The sequence below is a fragment of the Nocardiopsis ansamitocini genome, assembly GCF_030268225.1.
In the GTDB taxonomy this organism is placed as follows: Bacteria; Actinomycetota; Actinomycetes; order Streptosporangiales; family Streptosporangiaceae; genus Nocardiopsis_D; species Nocardiopsis_D ansamitocini.
Genome location: NZ_BSQG01000004.1, coordinates 418,563 through 432,991 on the forward strand (window position 1 = coordinate 418,563; position 14,429 = coordinate 432,991).

The following is a 14,429-nucleotide window of genomic DNA, read 5'->3' on the forward strand; positions in this document are numbered from 1 at the left end:
GCCCCACGAGCGCGGAGTCTGATCAGCCATGGCAGTGGTGGCCGTCCTCATCTTCATCGGTACGCTCGCGCTGGTGATCTGGCAGCCCAAGGGGCTGGGCATCGGCTGGAGCGCGCTGGGCGGCGCCGCAACGGCGGTGGCGGCGTCGGTGGTGCACCTCAGCGACATCCCCGACGTGGTGGGCATCGTCGGCAACGCCACCCTGGCCTTCGTCGCGATCGTCATCATCTCGTTGCTGTTGGACGCGTCCGGTTTCTTCGAATGGGCGGCACTGCACGTGGCGCGGTGGGGTCGGGGACGCGGAACAGCACTGTTCGTTCTCGTGGTGCTGCTGGGCTCGGCGACCTCGGCGCTCTTCGCCAACGACGGGGCGGCACTGATCCTGACCCCCATCGTCGTACAGATCGTCCTGGCCCTGAAGTTCCCGCCCGGTGCGGCGCTGGCGTTCGTGATGGCCACCGGGTTCATCGCCGACACCGCGAGCCTTCCGCTGGTGGTGTCCAACCTGGTCAACATCATCACCGCCGACTTCTTCGGGATCGGATTCACCCGCTACGCGGTGGTGATGACACCCGTCGGATTGGTGGCGACAGCCGCGAGCCTCGCGGTGCTCCTGCTGTATTTCCGCCGTTCGATTCCCGCGACCTACGCGATGGACGCACTGCCCGCACCGGACACCGCCATCGGCGACCGGCTGACGTTTCGCGCGGGGTGGGTCGTACTGGCGCTGCTGCTGGCCGGCTATTTCGCCGCGGAGCAAGCGGGGGTCCCCCTGTCTGTGGTCGCCGGCCTCGGGGCGTTCGCGCTGGCCGCTGTGGCCGCGCGTCGACCGGCCGTCCTGTTCGCCCGGTTGGATGCGGACCGCCCTGCCGTCCGGCCCGTCGACGTGGGCCGGGTCGTGCGCGAGGCTCCTTGGCAGATCGTGCTGTTCAGCATCGGGATGTACCTGGTGGTCTATGGCCTGCGCAACCAGGGGCTCACCGACGAGCTCGCCCGGCTCTTCGCGTTCTTCGGCGACCACGGCGTGCTCGCCGCCGCCCTGGGGGTGGGCGTCGTCGTGGCCCTGCTGGCCTCGATCATGAACAACCTGCCCGCCGTGCTGGTGGCGGCGCTGGCGATCGGCACGGTGGGCGCCACCGGTCCCATCCACGACGCCATGGTCTACGCCAACGTCATCGGCTCCGACCTGGGACCCAAGATCACCCCCATCGGCAGTCTGGCCACGCTGCTGTGGCTGCACGTACTCGACCGCAAGGGAATGCACATCGGCTGGGGCCGCTACTTTCGCACCGGCGTCGTGCTCACCGTCCCGGTACTGCTCATCACACTGGTCGCCCTGGCCGGCTGGCTGACCGTACTCGGTCCCTGAACAGCGCTCGGGCCCCGCCCCGGGGCGCCGACCGGGCCAACGAGCCGCGACGCCGATCGGGTCACAGGATGCGGTGCGGCAGCACCGGCGGGGCCGGGCGGGCACGCCACTCCCGCGGATAGCCCAGGGACACCTCGTGGAAGCGGACCCCGTCGTGCACGGTGACGCGCGGGATGTGCAGGTGCCCGTAGACCACGGCTGCCGCGCGAAAGCGCCGGTGCCAGTCGGCGGTGTGCTCGGTACCGCACCACTGCGCGAACTCCGGGTAGTGCAGGATCCGGGTGGGCTCGCGGACCAGGGGATAGTGGTTGACCAGGACGGTGGACAGATCGGGATCACAGGCGGCGAGGCGGGCTGCCGTGGAGGCCACCCGGGCCGCGCACCACGCCTGCCGGCTGAGGTAGGGGGAGGGGTCGAGGAGGAACTCGTCGGAACACACCACTCCCGTCTTGTGGGCGTAGGCCAGGGCCTCCTCCGGTGTACTGGTCCCCTCCGGACGCCAGGTGTAGTCGTAGAGCAGGAACAGCGGTGCCACGGTGACGGGGCCGCCCGCTCCCCGCCACACGGGGTAGTCGTCCTCGGGGGTGAGCACACCCAGGGAGCGGCACATCTCGACCAGCGCCAGGTAACGGTCCTCGCCCCTCGGCACGTCGGCCCGGTCGCGCGGCGACCACAGTTCGTGGTTGCCGGGAACCCACACCACCTGGGCGAAGCGGTCGCGTAACTGCCGGAGCGCCCATTCGACGTCTTCGATGGTCTCGGCGACGTCCCCGGCGACCAGCAGCCAGTCCTCGGGGCCTTCCGGGCGGATCGTGTCCAGGACGGGGCGGTTGTCGCGGTGGCTGACATGCAGGTCACTGACGGCGAACAGGACGGACGGGCGCGCGGCCACGGGCGGACTCCCCCACGGGTGGATCGGACAACGACTGACCTCGACGTTATCGGGATCGGGGCGCACGATACGCCCGCAGCGAAGCGCCATCGGCAGGAGGGGCGCCGGTGTCTAGACTGACGGCACCGTCCACCGGCCAGCAGCGGAAGGTCCCATGAGCGATCGCATCCTGCACATCGTGCCCGATCCCGCCCACGACGAGGAACCGTTGCTGCGCCACCTGATCGGTGACGCGCTGCGCCGTGTCCGGCAGGAGCAGGGACGCACCCTGCGCGAGGTCGCCGACGCCGCCCAGGTCTCCATGCCCTACCTCTCCGAGATCGAGCGGGGACGCAAGGAGCCCTCCTCGGAGGTACTGGCCGCCGTCTACCGCGCACTCGACCTGCGGCTCATCGACCTGGTCGGCGACGTCGGCGAGCAACTGTCCCACCGCTTCGCGCCCGCCGCGCCGACGGCGCTTCCCGCGCCCCGCACCGGCCCGCAGGCGATGCTGCTGGCGGCCTGACCTCCTCTCGCCCCCGTCCCCGTCTTCAGCGGTGGGAACGGGGGCACTGCACCGTCACGACGGTGCTGGGCCGCTCAGCCGGCACGCAATGCGCCGTTGGGGATCACCTGGTCGATGATCCCGTACTCCTTCGCCTGCTCCGCGGTGAGGATCTTGTCCCGGTCGGTGTCCTCGCGCAGGGTCTGCACGCTCTGGCCGGTGTGCGCGGAAAGGATCGCCTCGACCTCGGCGCGGACCCGCAGGACCTCCGCCGCCTGGATCTCCAGGTCCGACGCCTGCCCCTGGGCACTGCCGGAAGGCTGGTGCAGCAGTACCCGCGCGTGCCTCAGCGCCGAGCGCTTGCCGGGTGCGCCGGCAGCCAACAGCACGGCGGCGGCCGAGGCGGCCTGTCCCATGCAGACCGTGGCCACGTCGGGGCGCACATACTGGACGGTGTCGTAGATGGCGGTGAGCGCGGTCGCCGAACCGCCGGGCGAGTTGATGTAGAGGTGGATGTCCTGTTCGGCGCTCTCGGCCTCCAGGTGCAGCAACTGCGCCATCACCACGTTGGCCACCCCGTCGTCGATGGCGGTGCCCACGAAGATGATGCGCTCCGACAACAGTCGGCTGAACACGTCGTAGGCGCGTTCGCCGTTGGAGGTGCGCTCCACCACCGTGGGGATCGTGTAGGAGCTCACGCGTCCTCCCCGGCGGTCGCGCCGTTGTCCACGGACCGGCCGACGAAGCCGTAGCCCCGCGAATCGGCGAAACCCACCGCGGCGGCGGAGTCCACGACGTGGTCCACGATCCCGTAGTCCCGTGCCTGCTCGGCGGTGAACCAGCGGTCCCGGTTGCTGTCGCGGGTGATCGTCTCCACGCTCTGGCCGGTGTGCGCGGCGATGCGCTCCTGCATGACGGCTCGGGTGTGGGCAAGGTTCTCGGCCTGGATGGCGATGTCGGCGGCCGTCCCGCCCAGTCCGCCGGAGGGCTGGTGCATCATGATCCGGGCGTGGGGCAGGCTGTAGCGCTTGCCCGCGGTGCCCGCGCACAGCAGGAATTGGCCCATGCTCGCCGCCAGTCCCATGGACAGTGTCGAAACGTCGTTGGGGATGAAGTTCATGGTGTCGTAGATGGCCAACCCGGCGCTGATGGAACCGCCCGGCGAGTTGATGTAGAGGTGGATGTCGTTGCGGGAGTCCTCCGCCGACAGCAGCAGTAGTTGCGCGCAGACGCGGTTGGCGACGGGGTCGTCGACCTGCTCGCCCAACACGACGATCCGGGCGTGCAGCAGGCGGGCCGCCAACTGGTCGTCGAAGGGCTGTGCGGCGGCGACCGCTCCCTCCAGGCGCTGGGTGATCGGTGCCATGGTGTCCTCCTGATGGTGGCCGGACCCGTTCCGGCTCACCACCAGGCTCACCGCTGGAGCACTCCCGGTGGAAGCGAATCTGCCCTGGGGAGATCTGCTACGGGCAGACGACGGCCGGCCCTTCAGCGCCCGGCGCGCCCCCCGGCCACCGTCAGCCCGTCCGGCACCCGGTCGACACGATCGCCCGGCCGGGCCGTACCGGAGCGACGCCGCTGCCGAGCGGGACCGCGCGGGGGCAGGGTGGACAGGGTGACCGCCAGGGCGCCCAGGAGGGCGAGTCCGCCCGCTGGGGCCAGCGCGGCCCACGGTGCGCGCTCGACGTAGCCCATCCCCTCGGCCAGGACCAGACCCCACTCGGGAGCGGGCGGCCGGGCGCCCAGGCCGAGGAAACTGAGCGAGGCCAGGGCCAAGGCGATCCCCGACAGCCGCACCAGCGCGTGCCGCAGGACGAAGGGCAGCACGTTGGGCAGTACCTGGGTTCGGTAGATCCACCAGGTGGAGGCACCGAGGGTCCGGCAGGCCTCGACGTATCCGGTGGCCAACTGTTCGCGCACCAGAGCCGAGGTGTGGGCGGCCAGCGGTGCCCAGGAGGTCGCCGCCACGGCCACGGCCGCCCCCAGAGCGCTCGGCCCCAGGGCCGCGGTGGTGACGAGGCCGGCGACAATGGGCGGCATCGCGTTGACGACCTCCACCGGCCCTCGACTGATCAGGGGGAACATTCCCAGGAGCAGTCCCACGGCCAGGACCGCGACGGTGACGGCCCCGGCCGTGGCGATGGTGCCTGCCGCACCGTGACCGACCCGCGCCAGGACGTCGCGCCCCAACGCGTCGGCGCCGAAGGGCAATGCCCAGGAGGGAGGTGCCAGCCGCATGGAGGTGTCCACCGCCTCGGGGTCGCGCAGCAGGCCGGCGACGATCACCACGCCCAGCACCGCGGCGATGGCCACCGGCAGTGCGCGGCGCAGTCGGCTGTCGGAGGGCGGGGGCGGCGGTGCTCCGGAGAGTGCGGCCCCGCGCAGCGCCGGCCCGATCACGATGAGCTGAGCGAGCGCGGCCAGGGCCCCGGCTGCGACACCCAACAGCAGCAGTATCAGCACGCATGCCTGGAGGACCGGCAGGTCCTGGACGATGGCCGCGCCCACGGCCGTGCGGCCGATACCGGGCACCGCGAACAGCGTCTCCACGGTGACGGCTCCGCCGACCAGGGACACCACGACGAGGGCGAACTGGGGGAACAGCGCGGGCAGGGCGCGGGCGAGTCCGCCGGCGACCACCCGGGTGCTGCGGAACCGCAGGGCCTGCCAGGTCTGGTTCCACTGCTCGCCGAACGCACCGGTCAATCCGTCGTCGACCAGGCGGGCGAGGAGGCCGCCGGCCGGGATCCCCATGGCCAGGGCGGGCAGCACCATGTTCGCGGGACCGTTCCAGCCGTAGGGCGGCAGCCAGCCCAGCCATACCGAGACCACAACGAGCAGCGCCGAGGCGATGAGGAACTCCGGGGTGGCGGTGAGCAGGGCGGCGGTGAAACCGGTGCCTTCGCGCCGTCTGCCGCGCGAACCGGCGTGCAGGGTCGGCAGGACGAGCAGGGCCGCCAGGAACAGGGCCACGGCCAGTGCGCCGCTCATCAGGGTGAGGGAGACCCCGAGGTTGGCCCAGAGTCCGTCCAGGACGGGGCGGCCCGACACCCAGGAGGTTCCGGGGTCGCCGCGCAGGAGGCCGTCCAGCCAGCGACCGAGCAGGGCGAGGGGGCCGTCCTCCAGGTCGAGGCGCCTGCGCACGGCCTCGACCGCCTCGGCGTCGAGATCGCGGTCGGCGGACCCCGCGCGCAGGATGGTCCGGGCGGGGTCGCGGCCCGACCACCAGGGCAGGGTTCCCAGGACGAGGAGCAGCAGCCCGACCGCGACGACCCGGCTGACGGCGACGATCAGCCATGGAGGCGGCCGGAGGTGGTCAAGGCGCACGGGATCAGCCCGCGGCACTGGTGTCGAGGCCGACGAGGAGCCGCTCACGGGGATCGAAGAGCGCTCCGGTCACGCCGGGCGCATTGCCCTGGATGACACGCTCGTGCAGCATCGGCACGGCGGCGCCGGTCCGCAGGATCGCGCGCTCGGCCTCAAGGACCAGGGTGCGGCGCCGGTCGAGGTCGGCCTCCTGTGCGGCGTCCGCGAGCAGGGTGTCGACCTCGTCGTCGCACAGGCCGGAGATGGCGAACCCGCCGTCGCAGGAGAAGTCGCTGACCAGGTAGGCAACCGGGTCGCCGGAGTCCAGGACGGTCGCGCGCGACAGGATGAACAGGTCGAACGCACCGTCCAGGGCGTCGGCCTCGATCTGGGAGTACTCCCGGATCTCCAGTTGGACGTCGAATCCCGCGGCTTCCAGTTGCTGCTCCAGCGTGGCGGCGACCTCGGGGAGTTCGGCGCGGTCGCTGAAGGTGCCCAGGGTGAGGGGGACGTCGTCGGGGTCGGCTGCGTCGGTGGTGAACCGGGGCTCCGGACGTCCGGCGGACCAGGGCAGCGCCGGGCCCAACAGGCCGGCGGCCCGGTCGGCGCGGGACTCGTAGATGTCGGCGACCAGTGGTGCGGGGTCGATCGCCTCGCGGACCGCGGCGCGCAGTCCCGGGTCGGCGAGAGGGCTGCTCTCCCGGGTGTTGAGGTAGAGGGTGTTGGTGCGCGGCATGGGTACCTCGCGGAAGGTGCCCTCCTGGAGCAACGAGGTCTGCGCGGGCGGGATGGCCTCGACGATGTCGGCCTCGCCGGTGCGCAGCGCAGCGGCGCGCGCGGTGCCGTCGGGAACGAAGGAGACGTCGATGCCGGAGGCGGAGGCGGTGCCGTTCCAGTAGTCGTCGTTGCGGTCCAGGGTGGCGCTGTCGCCGCCGCTGAGCGCGGTCAGCTCGAAGGGTCCGGTTCCGCGGCCGGTGGGGTCCACGGCCTGGCCGTCGTAGGCATCGGGTGCCAGGATGCTGAGTTGGGGGCTGGAGAGCCGCTGGGGCAGCAGGGGGTCGTCGGAGTTGCTGCGGATGACCACGGTGTCCCGGCCGACGGCCTGGATCTCCCATTCGACGCCGTCGAGGATGCGCGGCTTGGGCTCGGCCCGGGTGGCGGCGGTCAGGGCGGTGACCACCGTGTCGGTGGTCATGGGGGTGCCGTCGTGGAAGACGACGTCGTCGCGCAGGGTGAACTCCCAGGTCGTGGCGTCCACGCGTTCCCATCGGGCGGCCAGCATGGGGTGGGGGTCTCCTGGCTCGTCGAGTTGGACGAGCGTCTCGGCGATACCGAGCCGGGACAGTTTGAAGGCGTCGTCGGTGAAGGGGTTGAGCGCCGAACGGGGCGGCAGCAGCATGGCCACGGCCAGTCGGTCGTCGGCGGCAGGCGCCCCCGACCCGCTGAAGCAGCCTGATACGGCGAGCAGGGACAGTCCGGTGGCCATGGCGGTCGACGCACGGAGCAGCCGGGCGAGGGGATGGGCAGGCATGAGGGTCTCTTCTACTTCTGGGCGGGGCCGGGGCAGGATCACCGCGCGGGCGGGGCCCGGCGACCGGAAAAACGGCATTGCGGACGAACAGCCACACCTTACAATGAAAACGACAATGATTGTCGTTATTGTTCAGAGTCGGGCACCGGATGCCCCTCGCGGACGCGACCGATCAGCAGCCACAACGCCGCACCGCCCAGTGCGGGGACCCCCGCCAGCACGACCCACGGCAGCGCGCCGAACCCGTCCAGCAGGTGCCCGACCCCCGCCCCGCCGACCAGGACCGCCAGTCCGCCGACCGACGACAGGAAGCCGAAGTGCGCCCCCAGGCGCCGTTCGGCGGCCAGGTCCGCGACCAGGTCCTGGGCGGTGGGAACGGCCAGCATCTGTCCGAATGTGAGCAGCACCACCATCGACACCGCAGGAGTCAGCGCCCCCCAGCCCGGCGCGGCCCAGACATCCAGCGCCACGACAGCGAACGCCGCCGAGAGCAGCGCGAAGCCCAGCGGCAGCGCACGCCGCGGCCCCAGGCGGGCCCGGGCCCAGTCGGCCATCGGCAGCTGGCCGAGCACGACGAGCAGCGAGGCGAGCGCGAACAGCCAGCCCAGCGCCCACGGGTGCCCCGCGCGCTGCAACTCTGCCGGCAGTGCCAGGTAGAGCTGGTTGTGACTGAGCAGGTAACCGCTGTAGCAGAGCGCGAACAGCCAGAACACCCGGTTGCCCAGCACCTCCGACCATCCCGCCAGGACCGGTTCCGTTGCGTGGCGAGGTGCCGAGCGCGGCAGCCAGCGCACGTGCGCAAGGCCGATCAGCACGAAGGCGCCGGCGGCGACCAGACAGACCAGGGCGAAGTCCACCCGCAGCAGCAGGGCCCCCAGCAACGGCCCGGCGACCGCCCCCACCTCTCCGCAGACCGCGAACAGGGCGAACAGTTCGGATCGGGTGATCGTCCCTCGGCGCTCCAGACCGGCCCCCTGTTCGGCCAGCGCCGCCTCGACCGCCGGCGAGAACAACGCGCCGGCCAGCCCGGTCAGCACCGCGCCGACCAGGACCGACCACAGGTCTCCGGCCAGCGCCAGGATGGCAAATCCCGTGACCCGCAGTGCGCACCCGGCCAGCACGGCGGGCCGGGTGCCGAACCGGTCGGCGAGGGCGCCGCCGAGGGCGAACAGTCCCTGCTGGCTGAACGTGCGCACCCCCAGAACCAGGCCGACCGCCCAGCCCGCCAGCATGAGGTCCTGGGCGAGGTGGACAGCGAGGAAGGGCAGGACCAGGTAGAAGCCGACGTTGAAGGCCAGCTGGGTGAGCAGGAGCAGTCGGGTGGGCCCGGGAACGGCGCGCAGGCGGCCCAGCAGCCACCACCGCTGCACCAAGGCTGGGAGGAGTCTGGGCGCACGGGTGGTCGGGGACACGGGAGAGCCCTTGGTCAGTGCGGGTGGGTGAGGTCGTCGGGCGCGGTGGGGAGATCCCATGCCGGGAACGGGTCGGACAGGACAGCCGGGCCCCGCGCGTGCTCGTCTGCGGTGAGCAGGCATTCCTCCAGTGCCGCCTGCAAAGCGTCGGTGCGCAGTCCGGTGCCGATGAAGACGAGTTCCTGGCGAGGGGCGGCCGCCCGGGGGGCTTCCGCGGCGGGGGTCCCCTCCGGCGGTGCCTCGTCGAAATCCCAGAGCCCCGAGGGTTCGAAACGCAGAACCGGGCCGGCCTGGGACCACATCCCGCTCACTGCACCGCGGGTGGCCAGCCAGAAGAAGCCCTTGGAGCGCAGCACCGCGCCGAACTCCGCCGTCTGGACGATGCGCTCGACCACCTGCCACAACCGTTGCGGATGGAAGGGGAGCCCGGCGCGAAAGACCAGGCTGGAGATCCCGTATTCCTGGGTCTCGGGCACGTGGTCGCCGTTGAGCTCGGCCGCCCAGCCGGGAGCGCGTGCGGCCCGCTCCGGGTCGAAGAGATCGGCACCGATGATCAGGGCCGGATCGATGCGGCCGTGACTGGCGCGGACCACCCGGGCCAGGGGGTTGAGTCTGCCGAGCACGGCTGCGACCCGGTCCAGCTCCGCCGGGGCGACCAGGTCGGCCTTGTTGAGCACCAGGACGTCGGCGAATTCCACCTGGTCGATGAGCAGGTCGCTGACGGTGCGCTCGTCGTCCTCGTAGGCATCCAGTCCGCGGGCGGTTAGATCGTCGCCGGCCCCCAGTTCGCGCAGGAAGTTGGCGGCGTCCACCACCGAGACCATGGTGTCCAGGCGGGCACGGTCCAGCAGCCGGGCGCCGCTGTCGTCGGCGAAGGCGAAGGTTGCGGCCACCGGCATCGGTTCGGAGATACCGCTGGATTCGATGAGGAGGTGGTCGAAGCGTCCTTCGTCGGCGAGTCGGCCCACCTCGGCCAGCAGGTCGTCGCGCAGGGTGCAGCAGATGCAGCCGTTGGTCAGTTCAACCAGCCGCTCCTCGGTACGGGACAGGGCACCGCCCTCGCGCACCAGCCCGGCGTCGATGTTGATCTCGCTCATGTCGTTGACGATGACCGCCACGCGCACTCCCGCGCGGTTGTGCAGGACATGGTTGAGCAGAGTGGTCTTCCCTGCCCCCAGGAAGCCCGAGAGCACCGTCACCGGCAGCGTCGCCGCGTCGTCTCCTGTCGCGCCCACGCGCCACCGACCTTTTCGCAATGGTTATCGTTTTCAATATGCCTGTATAGCATCCCCCGTGCCCCGCGCGCACCGGCCCTGCAACGCAACGGGGCCGCCTCCGCGTGCGGAGGCGGCCCCGTTCGACCGGTCTAGGAAGCAGAGGCCGCGGCCTCTTCCGCCTCCACCTGACGGTTCCATTCGGCCTTGCCCGCCTGCCAGCCGTCCTCGTTGTTCCCCAGTCGCCAGTAGCCGGAGATGGACAGGTCGTCGCGGGCCAGGCCCCACTCGACGCGCAACAGGCGGCGCAACTCCTTGACGAACCCGGCCTCGCCGTGGACGAACGCGTGGACCCGACCGGTGGGAACGTCGAGATCGCGGACGGCGGCCACCAGGGCCGCGCCCACGGGGGACGTGCCGCGGTGCAGCCACCGCAGGCGCACTCCGGCCGGCACCGCGAGCTTCTGCTCCTCCTCGGGGCCGGCCACCTCGACGAACACGTGACCGCGGGCGTCCTCGGGCAGGCGCTCGACCGAAGCCGCGATCGCCGGCAGTGCGCTCTCGTCACCGACCATCAGGTGCAGGTCGGCGGCCGGATCGGGGGCGTAGAGGCCCCCCGGCCCCAGGAGTACGATCTCGTCGCCGGCCCGGGCGTTGGCCGCCCAGGGGCCGGCCAGCCCGGTGTCACCGTGGTAGACGAAGTCGATGGTCAGCTCCAGGGACTCGGGGTCCCAGGCCCGCACGGTGTAGGTACGCGTGCTGGGCCACTGCTCGCGCGGGAGGTCCCGGCGCACCGCCTGCATGTCGAAGGGCTCGGGGTAGTCGACTCCGGGCTGCGGGAAGACCAGCTTGACGTAGTGGTCGGTGTACGCCCCCGCCTCGAACCCGGCGAGACCCGCCCCGCCGAGCACCACCCGGATCATGTGCGGGCTCAGCCGTTCGACTGCGCGCACCCGGCCCCGGTTGACCGGTCGGGGATTGCGCTGTGGACGGTCGGACATGGTCACCACCAGCTGTAGTAAGGCACACCTCTTTGTTAGGTAAGCCTAATGCCTCTCCGAAGGGCAGTGACCTCGCACCCCGTCGATGCTATGAACCGATCGATCGCAACGCCGGACCGACCGGTGGCGCCGACACCGCCCGGAGCCTCCGGCGACGGGCACCCCCACTCACGGGCCGGTCGGCTGCCCCACGGGCCCGCTCCGTGTCCTAGGCCGAGTCGTCGGCGGCCAACCTCCGCACGGTGTCGCCGAACCCCGACCAGGCCCGCTCCGTGTCGGAGGTGCGGTCGTGCGGTGCGCGAAAGCAGGCGAGGAACTCGGCCGCGTCGGAGAAGTCCCACCTGAGCCGGTAGAACGCCAGAGCCGCCGGATCGGGCACCCTGCCACTGCGCCCGGCGTAGCGGTCGAGATCGGCGGACGTCGCGGCGACCAGCCACAGGTCGCGCTCGGGCAGGGCCAGCCCCACCGTGTCCCAGTCGACCAGCAGGAGACGCCTCCCCGCCCAGAGCAGGTTGCCCGGGTGCGGTTCTCCGTGGGTCACCACGGGAGTGCCTGCGCCGAGCCCCACCTGCTCGGCCAGGCGGTAGAACGCGGCCAACCGACGACGCAGTCCCGGCGCGTTGGCCGCGACCAGCCGGCGGGCGGGCTCGGCGTAGGGGCCGCCCGCCCAGGGCCGGCCGGTCCCCGCCAGGGCCGCGGCCAACCGGTGGCGCCCGGGCAGTTGAAGTGAACGGTCGGCAACTGCTGCCGGCGGGGTCTGCCGGTGCAGTTCGGCGAGGAGATCGATGACCCGGCCGCGCTCCTCTGCGGCCAGGTCCTGGCCGAAGTGACCGGTTTCCCCCTCCACGAACGGGAAGACACTGATCGTGTAGCGGTCCCCGAGCCGGTGCACCGTCCGGCCGCGCACGGTCCGCGACGGCGCCACGACCGTGCCCGATCCCCCGTCCTCGGCAAGGGCCGCGGCGGTGTCCATGGCGCGCCGCAGACCGTCCAGTGCGGCGGCCCGGTCCGCACCGCAGTGCTCCTTGTGGTCGAGGTCGGCGACGGTGACGAACCACCGCCGGCAACCGGCGTCGAGCACGTGCCAGTGGTGGTCGCCGAAACCGACCGGAGCGTAGTCCGACCGAACGGCGTCGATCCCCCATTCCCGCAGGGAGTGCCGTATTCCGGTCTCGTCGATGTCCGCTGGTCGCTCACGCACGCCGCCACGGTAACGCCCGGTTCCCCCGCACACACCCGAATTACCGCCCCGGCGGCAGTGCCGGTCAGGTCTCGTCGTCCATCAGCCCGCACCGGTAGGCCCAAGCCGCCACCTCGACGCGGTTGCGGGCGCCGAGCTTGGTCTGGACGCTGGACAGGTGCGTCTTGACCGTGCTGAGCGAGACGAACAGGTCGTCGGCCACCTCGACGTTGGTCAGCCCCTGTGCGACCGCGCGCACGATCTCGGTCTCGCGCCGGGTGAGGTCGTGCTCGGGCATCCCCCCGCGCGCGGCGCGTCCGCCCGTGGCGGTGAAATGCCGCAGCAGGCGGACCGTGACCGTCGGCGAGACCAGCGCGTCACCGCGGGAGGCGGCTCGCACCGCCTCGATCAGCAGCGTCGGCCCGGCGTCTTTGAGCAGGAAGCCCACCGCGCCGCCGGTGAGCGCGGCGTGCACGTACTCGTCGAGGTCGAAGGTGGTCACCACCACGACCTTGAGCGGGTCGGCCACCCCCGGGCCCGCGATCCTGCGGGTCACCTCCAGGCCGTCCAGGCCCGGCATGCGGATGTCGAGCAGGGCGACGTCGGGGCGCAGCCGCCCGGCCATCTCCAGGGCGCCTAGCCCGTCGCCGGCCTCACCGACCACCTCGATGTCCTCTTCGGCGTCGAGCATGTAGCGAAATCCGGTCCGGACCATTTCCTGGTCGTCGGCCAGCAGCACGCGGATCACCACGTCGTGTTCCCCTGTCTCACGAGTCCTCTACACCGGGAACCGGGCGTCGACCCGCCACCCTGGGCCGTCCGGCACCGGGCCCGCGGTGAAGTCGCCGTCGAGGATCTTGGCCCGCTCGGCCATCCCGGTCAGACCGTACCCCCTACGCCGGCCGGCGGCCGAAGCACCGCCTCTGCCGTTGTCGCGCACACTGAGTTCCACCCCGTCGCAGGCGACCCGGACCAGGACCTCGATACGGGTGGCATCGCGGGCATGTCGGCGCGCGTTGGTGACCGATTCCTGGGCAATGCGCAGTACGGCGTCGGCGATCTCGACGGGGAGCCGATCGGGGTCGCCCTCGACCCGGACGTCGACCCTCGCCTCGAACTCGCTCCCCGGAGCCGAAAGGGCGTGCAGGGCCACACCGGGCGGGGACGCCTCATGGCCGGAGCCGTCGTCCTCGCGCAGTGTGGCCACGATCCGGCGCATCGCGGTCAGGGCGTCCCCGCTGGCCTCCTCGATGGCGGGCAGCGCCGCCACCGCCAAATCGGGGCGGGCCGCCGCCACGTGGCGCAGGGCCTGGACCTGGACCACGATGCCGGTGATGTGGTGGGCGGCCGCGTCGTGCAGGTCGCGGGCGAGGAGGAGCCGCTCCTCCCGGCGGGCCTGGTCGATGCGCCAGGCGTGCTGGGACGCGCGCCACCGCAGGTAGAACCCGGGCGCCAGCGCGGCCACGCCGAAACCGAGGGGAACGACCCAGTTCTGCGGGTCGTCCCCCACCGTCGCCCGGCGCAGCTCGATGGACAGGTAGGCGACCAGCAGTCCGCCCGCGGTGCACACCAGCGCCCCGGGCGACCCGCGCAGCACGACCAGGTTCGCCAGCAGCGCCAACGCCAGCACCTCGGTCGTGGCGACGGGATAACCGAAGAACTGGCCCGGGGGCCCCGCCCCCAGGACTGTGGAGACCACGATGGACCCGACGGTGATCACCGCGGCGACGATCCAGGTGGGGCGGGCCGGGACCGCGGGAGGCAGAACGGCGAGCGCGGCCACCGCGGTGACCGCACCGAAGACCGGGGGCAGGTAGTCGCGCCACGACGGCGGCGGGCCCATCCACTCCGAGGTGAAACGCAGGTCGGGCAGCGTGTTGCCGAGATCGCTGTACCAGGCCGCCCCGAGCAGTGCGGCGGCAACGGCGGTCAGCAGCACCGACCTCCGGAGGGACATTTTCCCTGCCTTCTGCCCCGTCTGGTCGTACGTCCTGTTCGGCATCGCCCCAGAATAGGCCGCGCGGTGGTGTCGGGGCCTCG

General features: G+C 71.8%; 13 protein-coding genes. 2 read left to right on the top strand and 11 right to left on the bottom strand.

Going from position 1 to position 14,429, the window contains the following annotated elements; all coding sequences use genetic code 11:
* Positions 1–28 precede the first annotated feature (28 nt).
* The gene (locus QSJ59_RS14365; RefSeq protein WP_285760033.1) at positions 29–1,369 is read left to right on the top strand and encodes an arsenic transporter; all 1,341 of its coding nucleotides are present in this window, start codon (positions 29–31) and stop codon (positions 1,367–1,369) included.
* Positions 1,370–1,430: 61 nt separating this feature from the next.
* Here QSJ59_RS14365 and QSJ59_RS14370 read toward each other — a convergent pair whose 3' ends face one another.
* On the bottom strand, positions 1,431–2,261 hold the full coding sequence (locus tag QSJ59_RS14370; protein ID WP_285760034.1) for a metallophosphoesterase family protein: 831 nt from the start codon (positions 2,259–2,261) through the stop codon (positions 1,431–1,433).
* 154 nt (positions 2,262–2,415) lie between these two features.
* On the opposite strand from QSJ59_RS14370, the gene QSJ59_RS14375 reads away from it, so the two are divergent.
* Positions 2,416–2,766, top strand: a complete 351-nt coding sequence (locus QSJ59_RS14375) for a helix-turn-helix domain-containing protein (protein WP_285760035.1) — start codon at positions 2,416–2,418, stop codon at positions 2,764–2,766.
* A gap of 74 nt (positions 2,767–2,840) precedes the next feature.
* On the opposite strand, the gene QSJ59_RS14380 is transcribed toward QSJ59_RS14375, so the two are convergent.
* The 10 genes from QSJ59_RS14380 to QSJ59_RS14425 all read right to left on the bottom strand — a co-directional run bounded on the left by QSJ59_RS14380 (position 2,841) and on the right by QSJ59_RS14425 (position 14,391).
* Positions 2,841–3,443, bottom strand: a complete 603-nt coding sequence (locus QSJ59_RS14380) for an ATP-dependent Clp protease proteolytic subunit (RefSeq protein ID WP_285760036.1) — start codon at positions 3,441–3,443, stop codon at positions 2,841–2,843.
* Positions 3,440–4,111 (bottom strand): ATP-dependent Clp protease proteolytic subunit, encoded by a 672-nt coding sequence (locus QSJ59_RS14385; protein WP_285760037.1) that lies wholly within the window; start codon positions 4,109–4,111, stop codon positions 3,440–3,442. Before QSJ59_RS14385 ends, QSJ59_RS14380 begins: the two co-directional genes overlap by 4 nt.
* Before the next feature lie 122 nt (positions 4,112–4,233).
* Positions 4,234–6,072, bottom strand: a complete 1,839-nt coding sequence (locus QSJ59_RS14390; protein WP_285760038.1) for an ABC transporter permease subunit — start codon at positions 6,070–6,072, stop codon at positions 4,234–4,236.
* A gap of 4 nt (positions 6,073–6,076) precedes the next feature.
* Positions 6,077–7,582 (bottom strand): ABC transporter substrate-binding protein, encoded by a 1,506-nt coding sequence (locus tag QSJ59_RS14395; protein WP_285760039.1) that lies wholly within the window; start codon positions 7,580–7,582, stop codon positions 6,077–6,079.
* Between the two features lie 125 nt (positions 7,583–7,707).
* A complete protein-coding gene (locus QSJ59_RS14400; RefSeq protein WP_285760040.1) occupies positions 7,708–8,994 on the bottom strand; it encodes an MDR family MFS transporter in 1,287 nt (428 codons plus the stop codon).
* A gap of 14 nt (positions 8,995–9,008) precedes the next feature.
* Complete coding sequence (locus QSJ59_RS14405) at positions 9,009–10,229, bottom strand: GTP-binding protein (protein ID WP_285760041.1); 1,221 nt, start codon at positions 10,227–10,229, stop codon at positions 9,009–9,011.
* A 131-nt stretch (positions 10,230–10,360) separates the two neighbouring features.
* The gene (locus tag QSJ59_RS14410) at positions 10,361–11,209 is read right to left on the bottom strand and encodes a siderophore-interacting protein (RefSeq protein WP_285760042.1); all 849 of its coding nucleotides are present in this window, start codon (positions 11,207–11,209) and stop codon (positions 10,361–10,363) included.
* 208 nt (positions 11,210–11,417) lie between these two features.
* Positions 11,418–12,410 (bottom strand): phosphotransferase, encoded by a 993-nt coding sequence (locus QSJ59_RS14415; protein WP_285760043.1) that lies wholly within the window; start codon positions 12,408–12,410, stop codon positions 11,418–11,420.
* A 64-nt stretch (positions 12,411–12,474) separates the two neighbouring features.
* Positions 12,475–13,140 carry a response regulator gene (locus tag QSJ59_RS14420; RefSeq protein WP_285760044.1) on the bottom strand — a complete coding sequence of 222 codons (666 nt, stop codon included), beginning with the start codon at positions 13,138–13,140 and terminating at the stop codon, positions 12,475–12,477.
* Positions 13,141–13,167: 27 nt separating this feature from the next.
* Entirely contained in the window at positions 13,168–14,391 is a 1,224-nt protein-coding gene (locus QSJ59_RS14425) for a sensor histidine kinase (RefSeq protein WP_285760045.1), read from the bottom strand.
* Between the last annotated feature and the right edge of the window lie 38 nt (positions 14,392–14,429).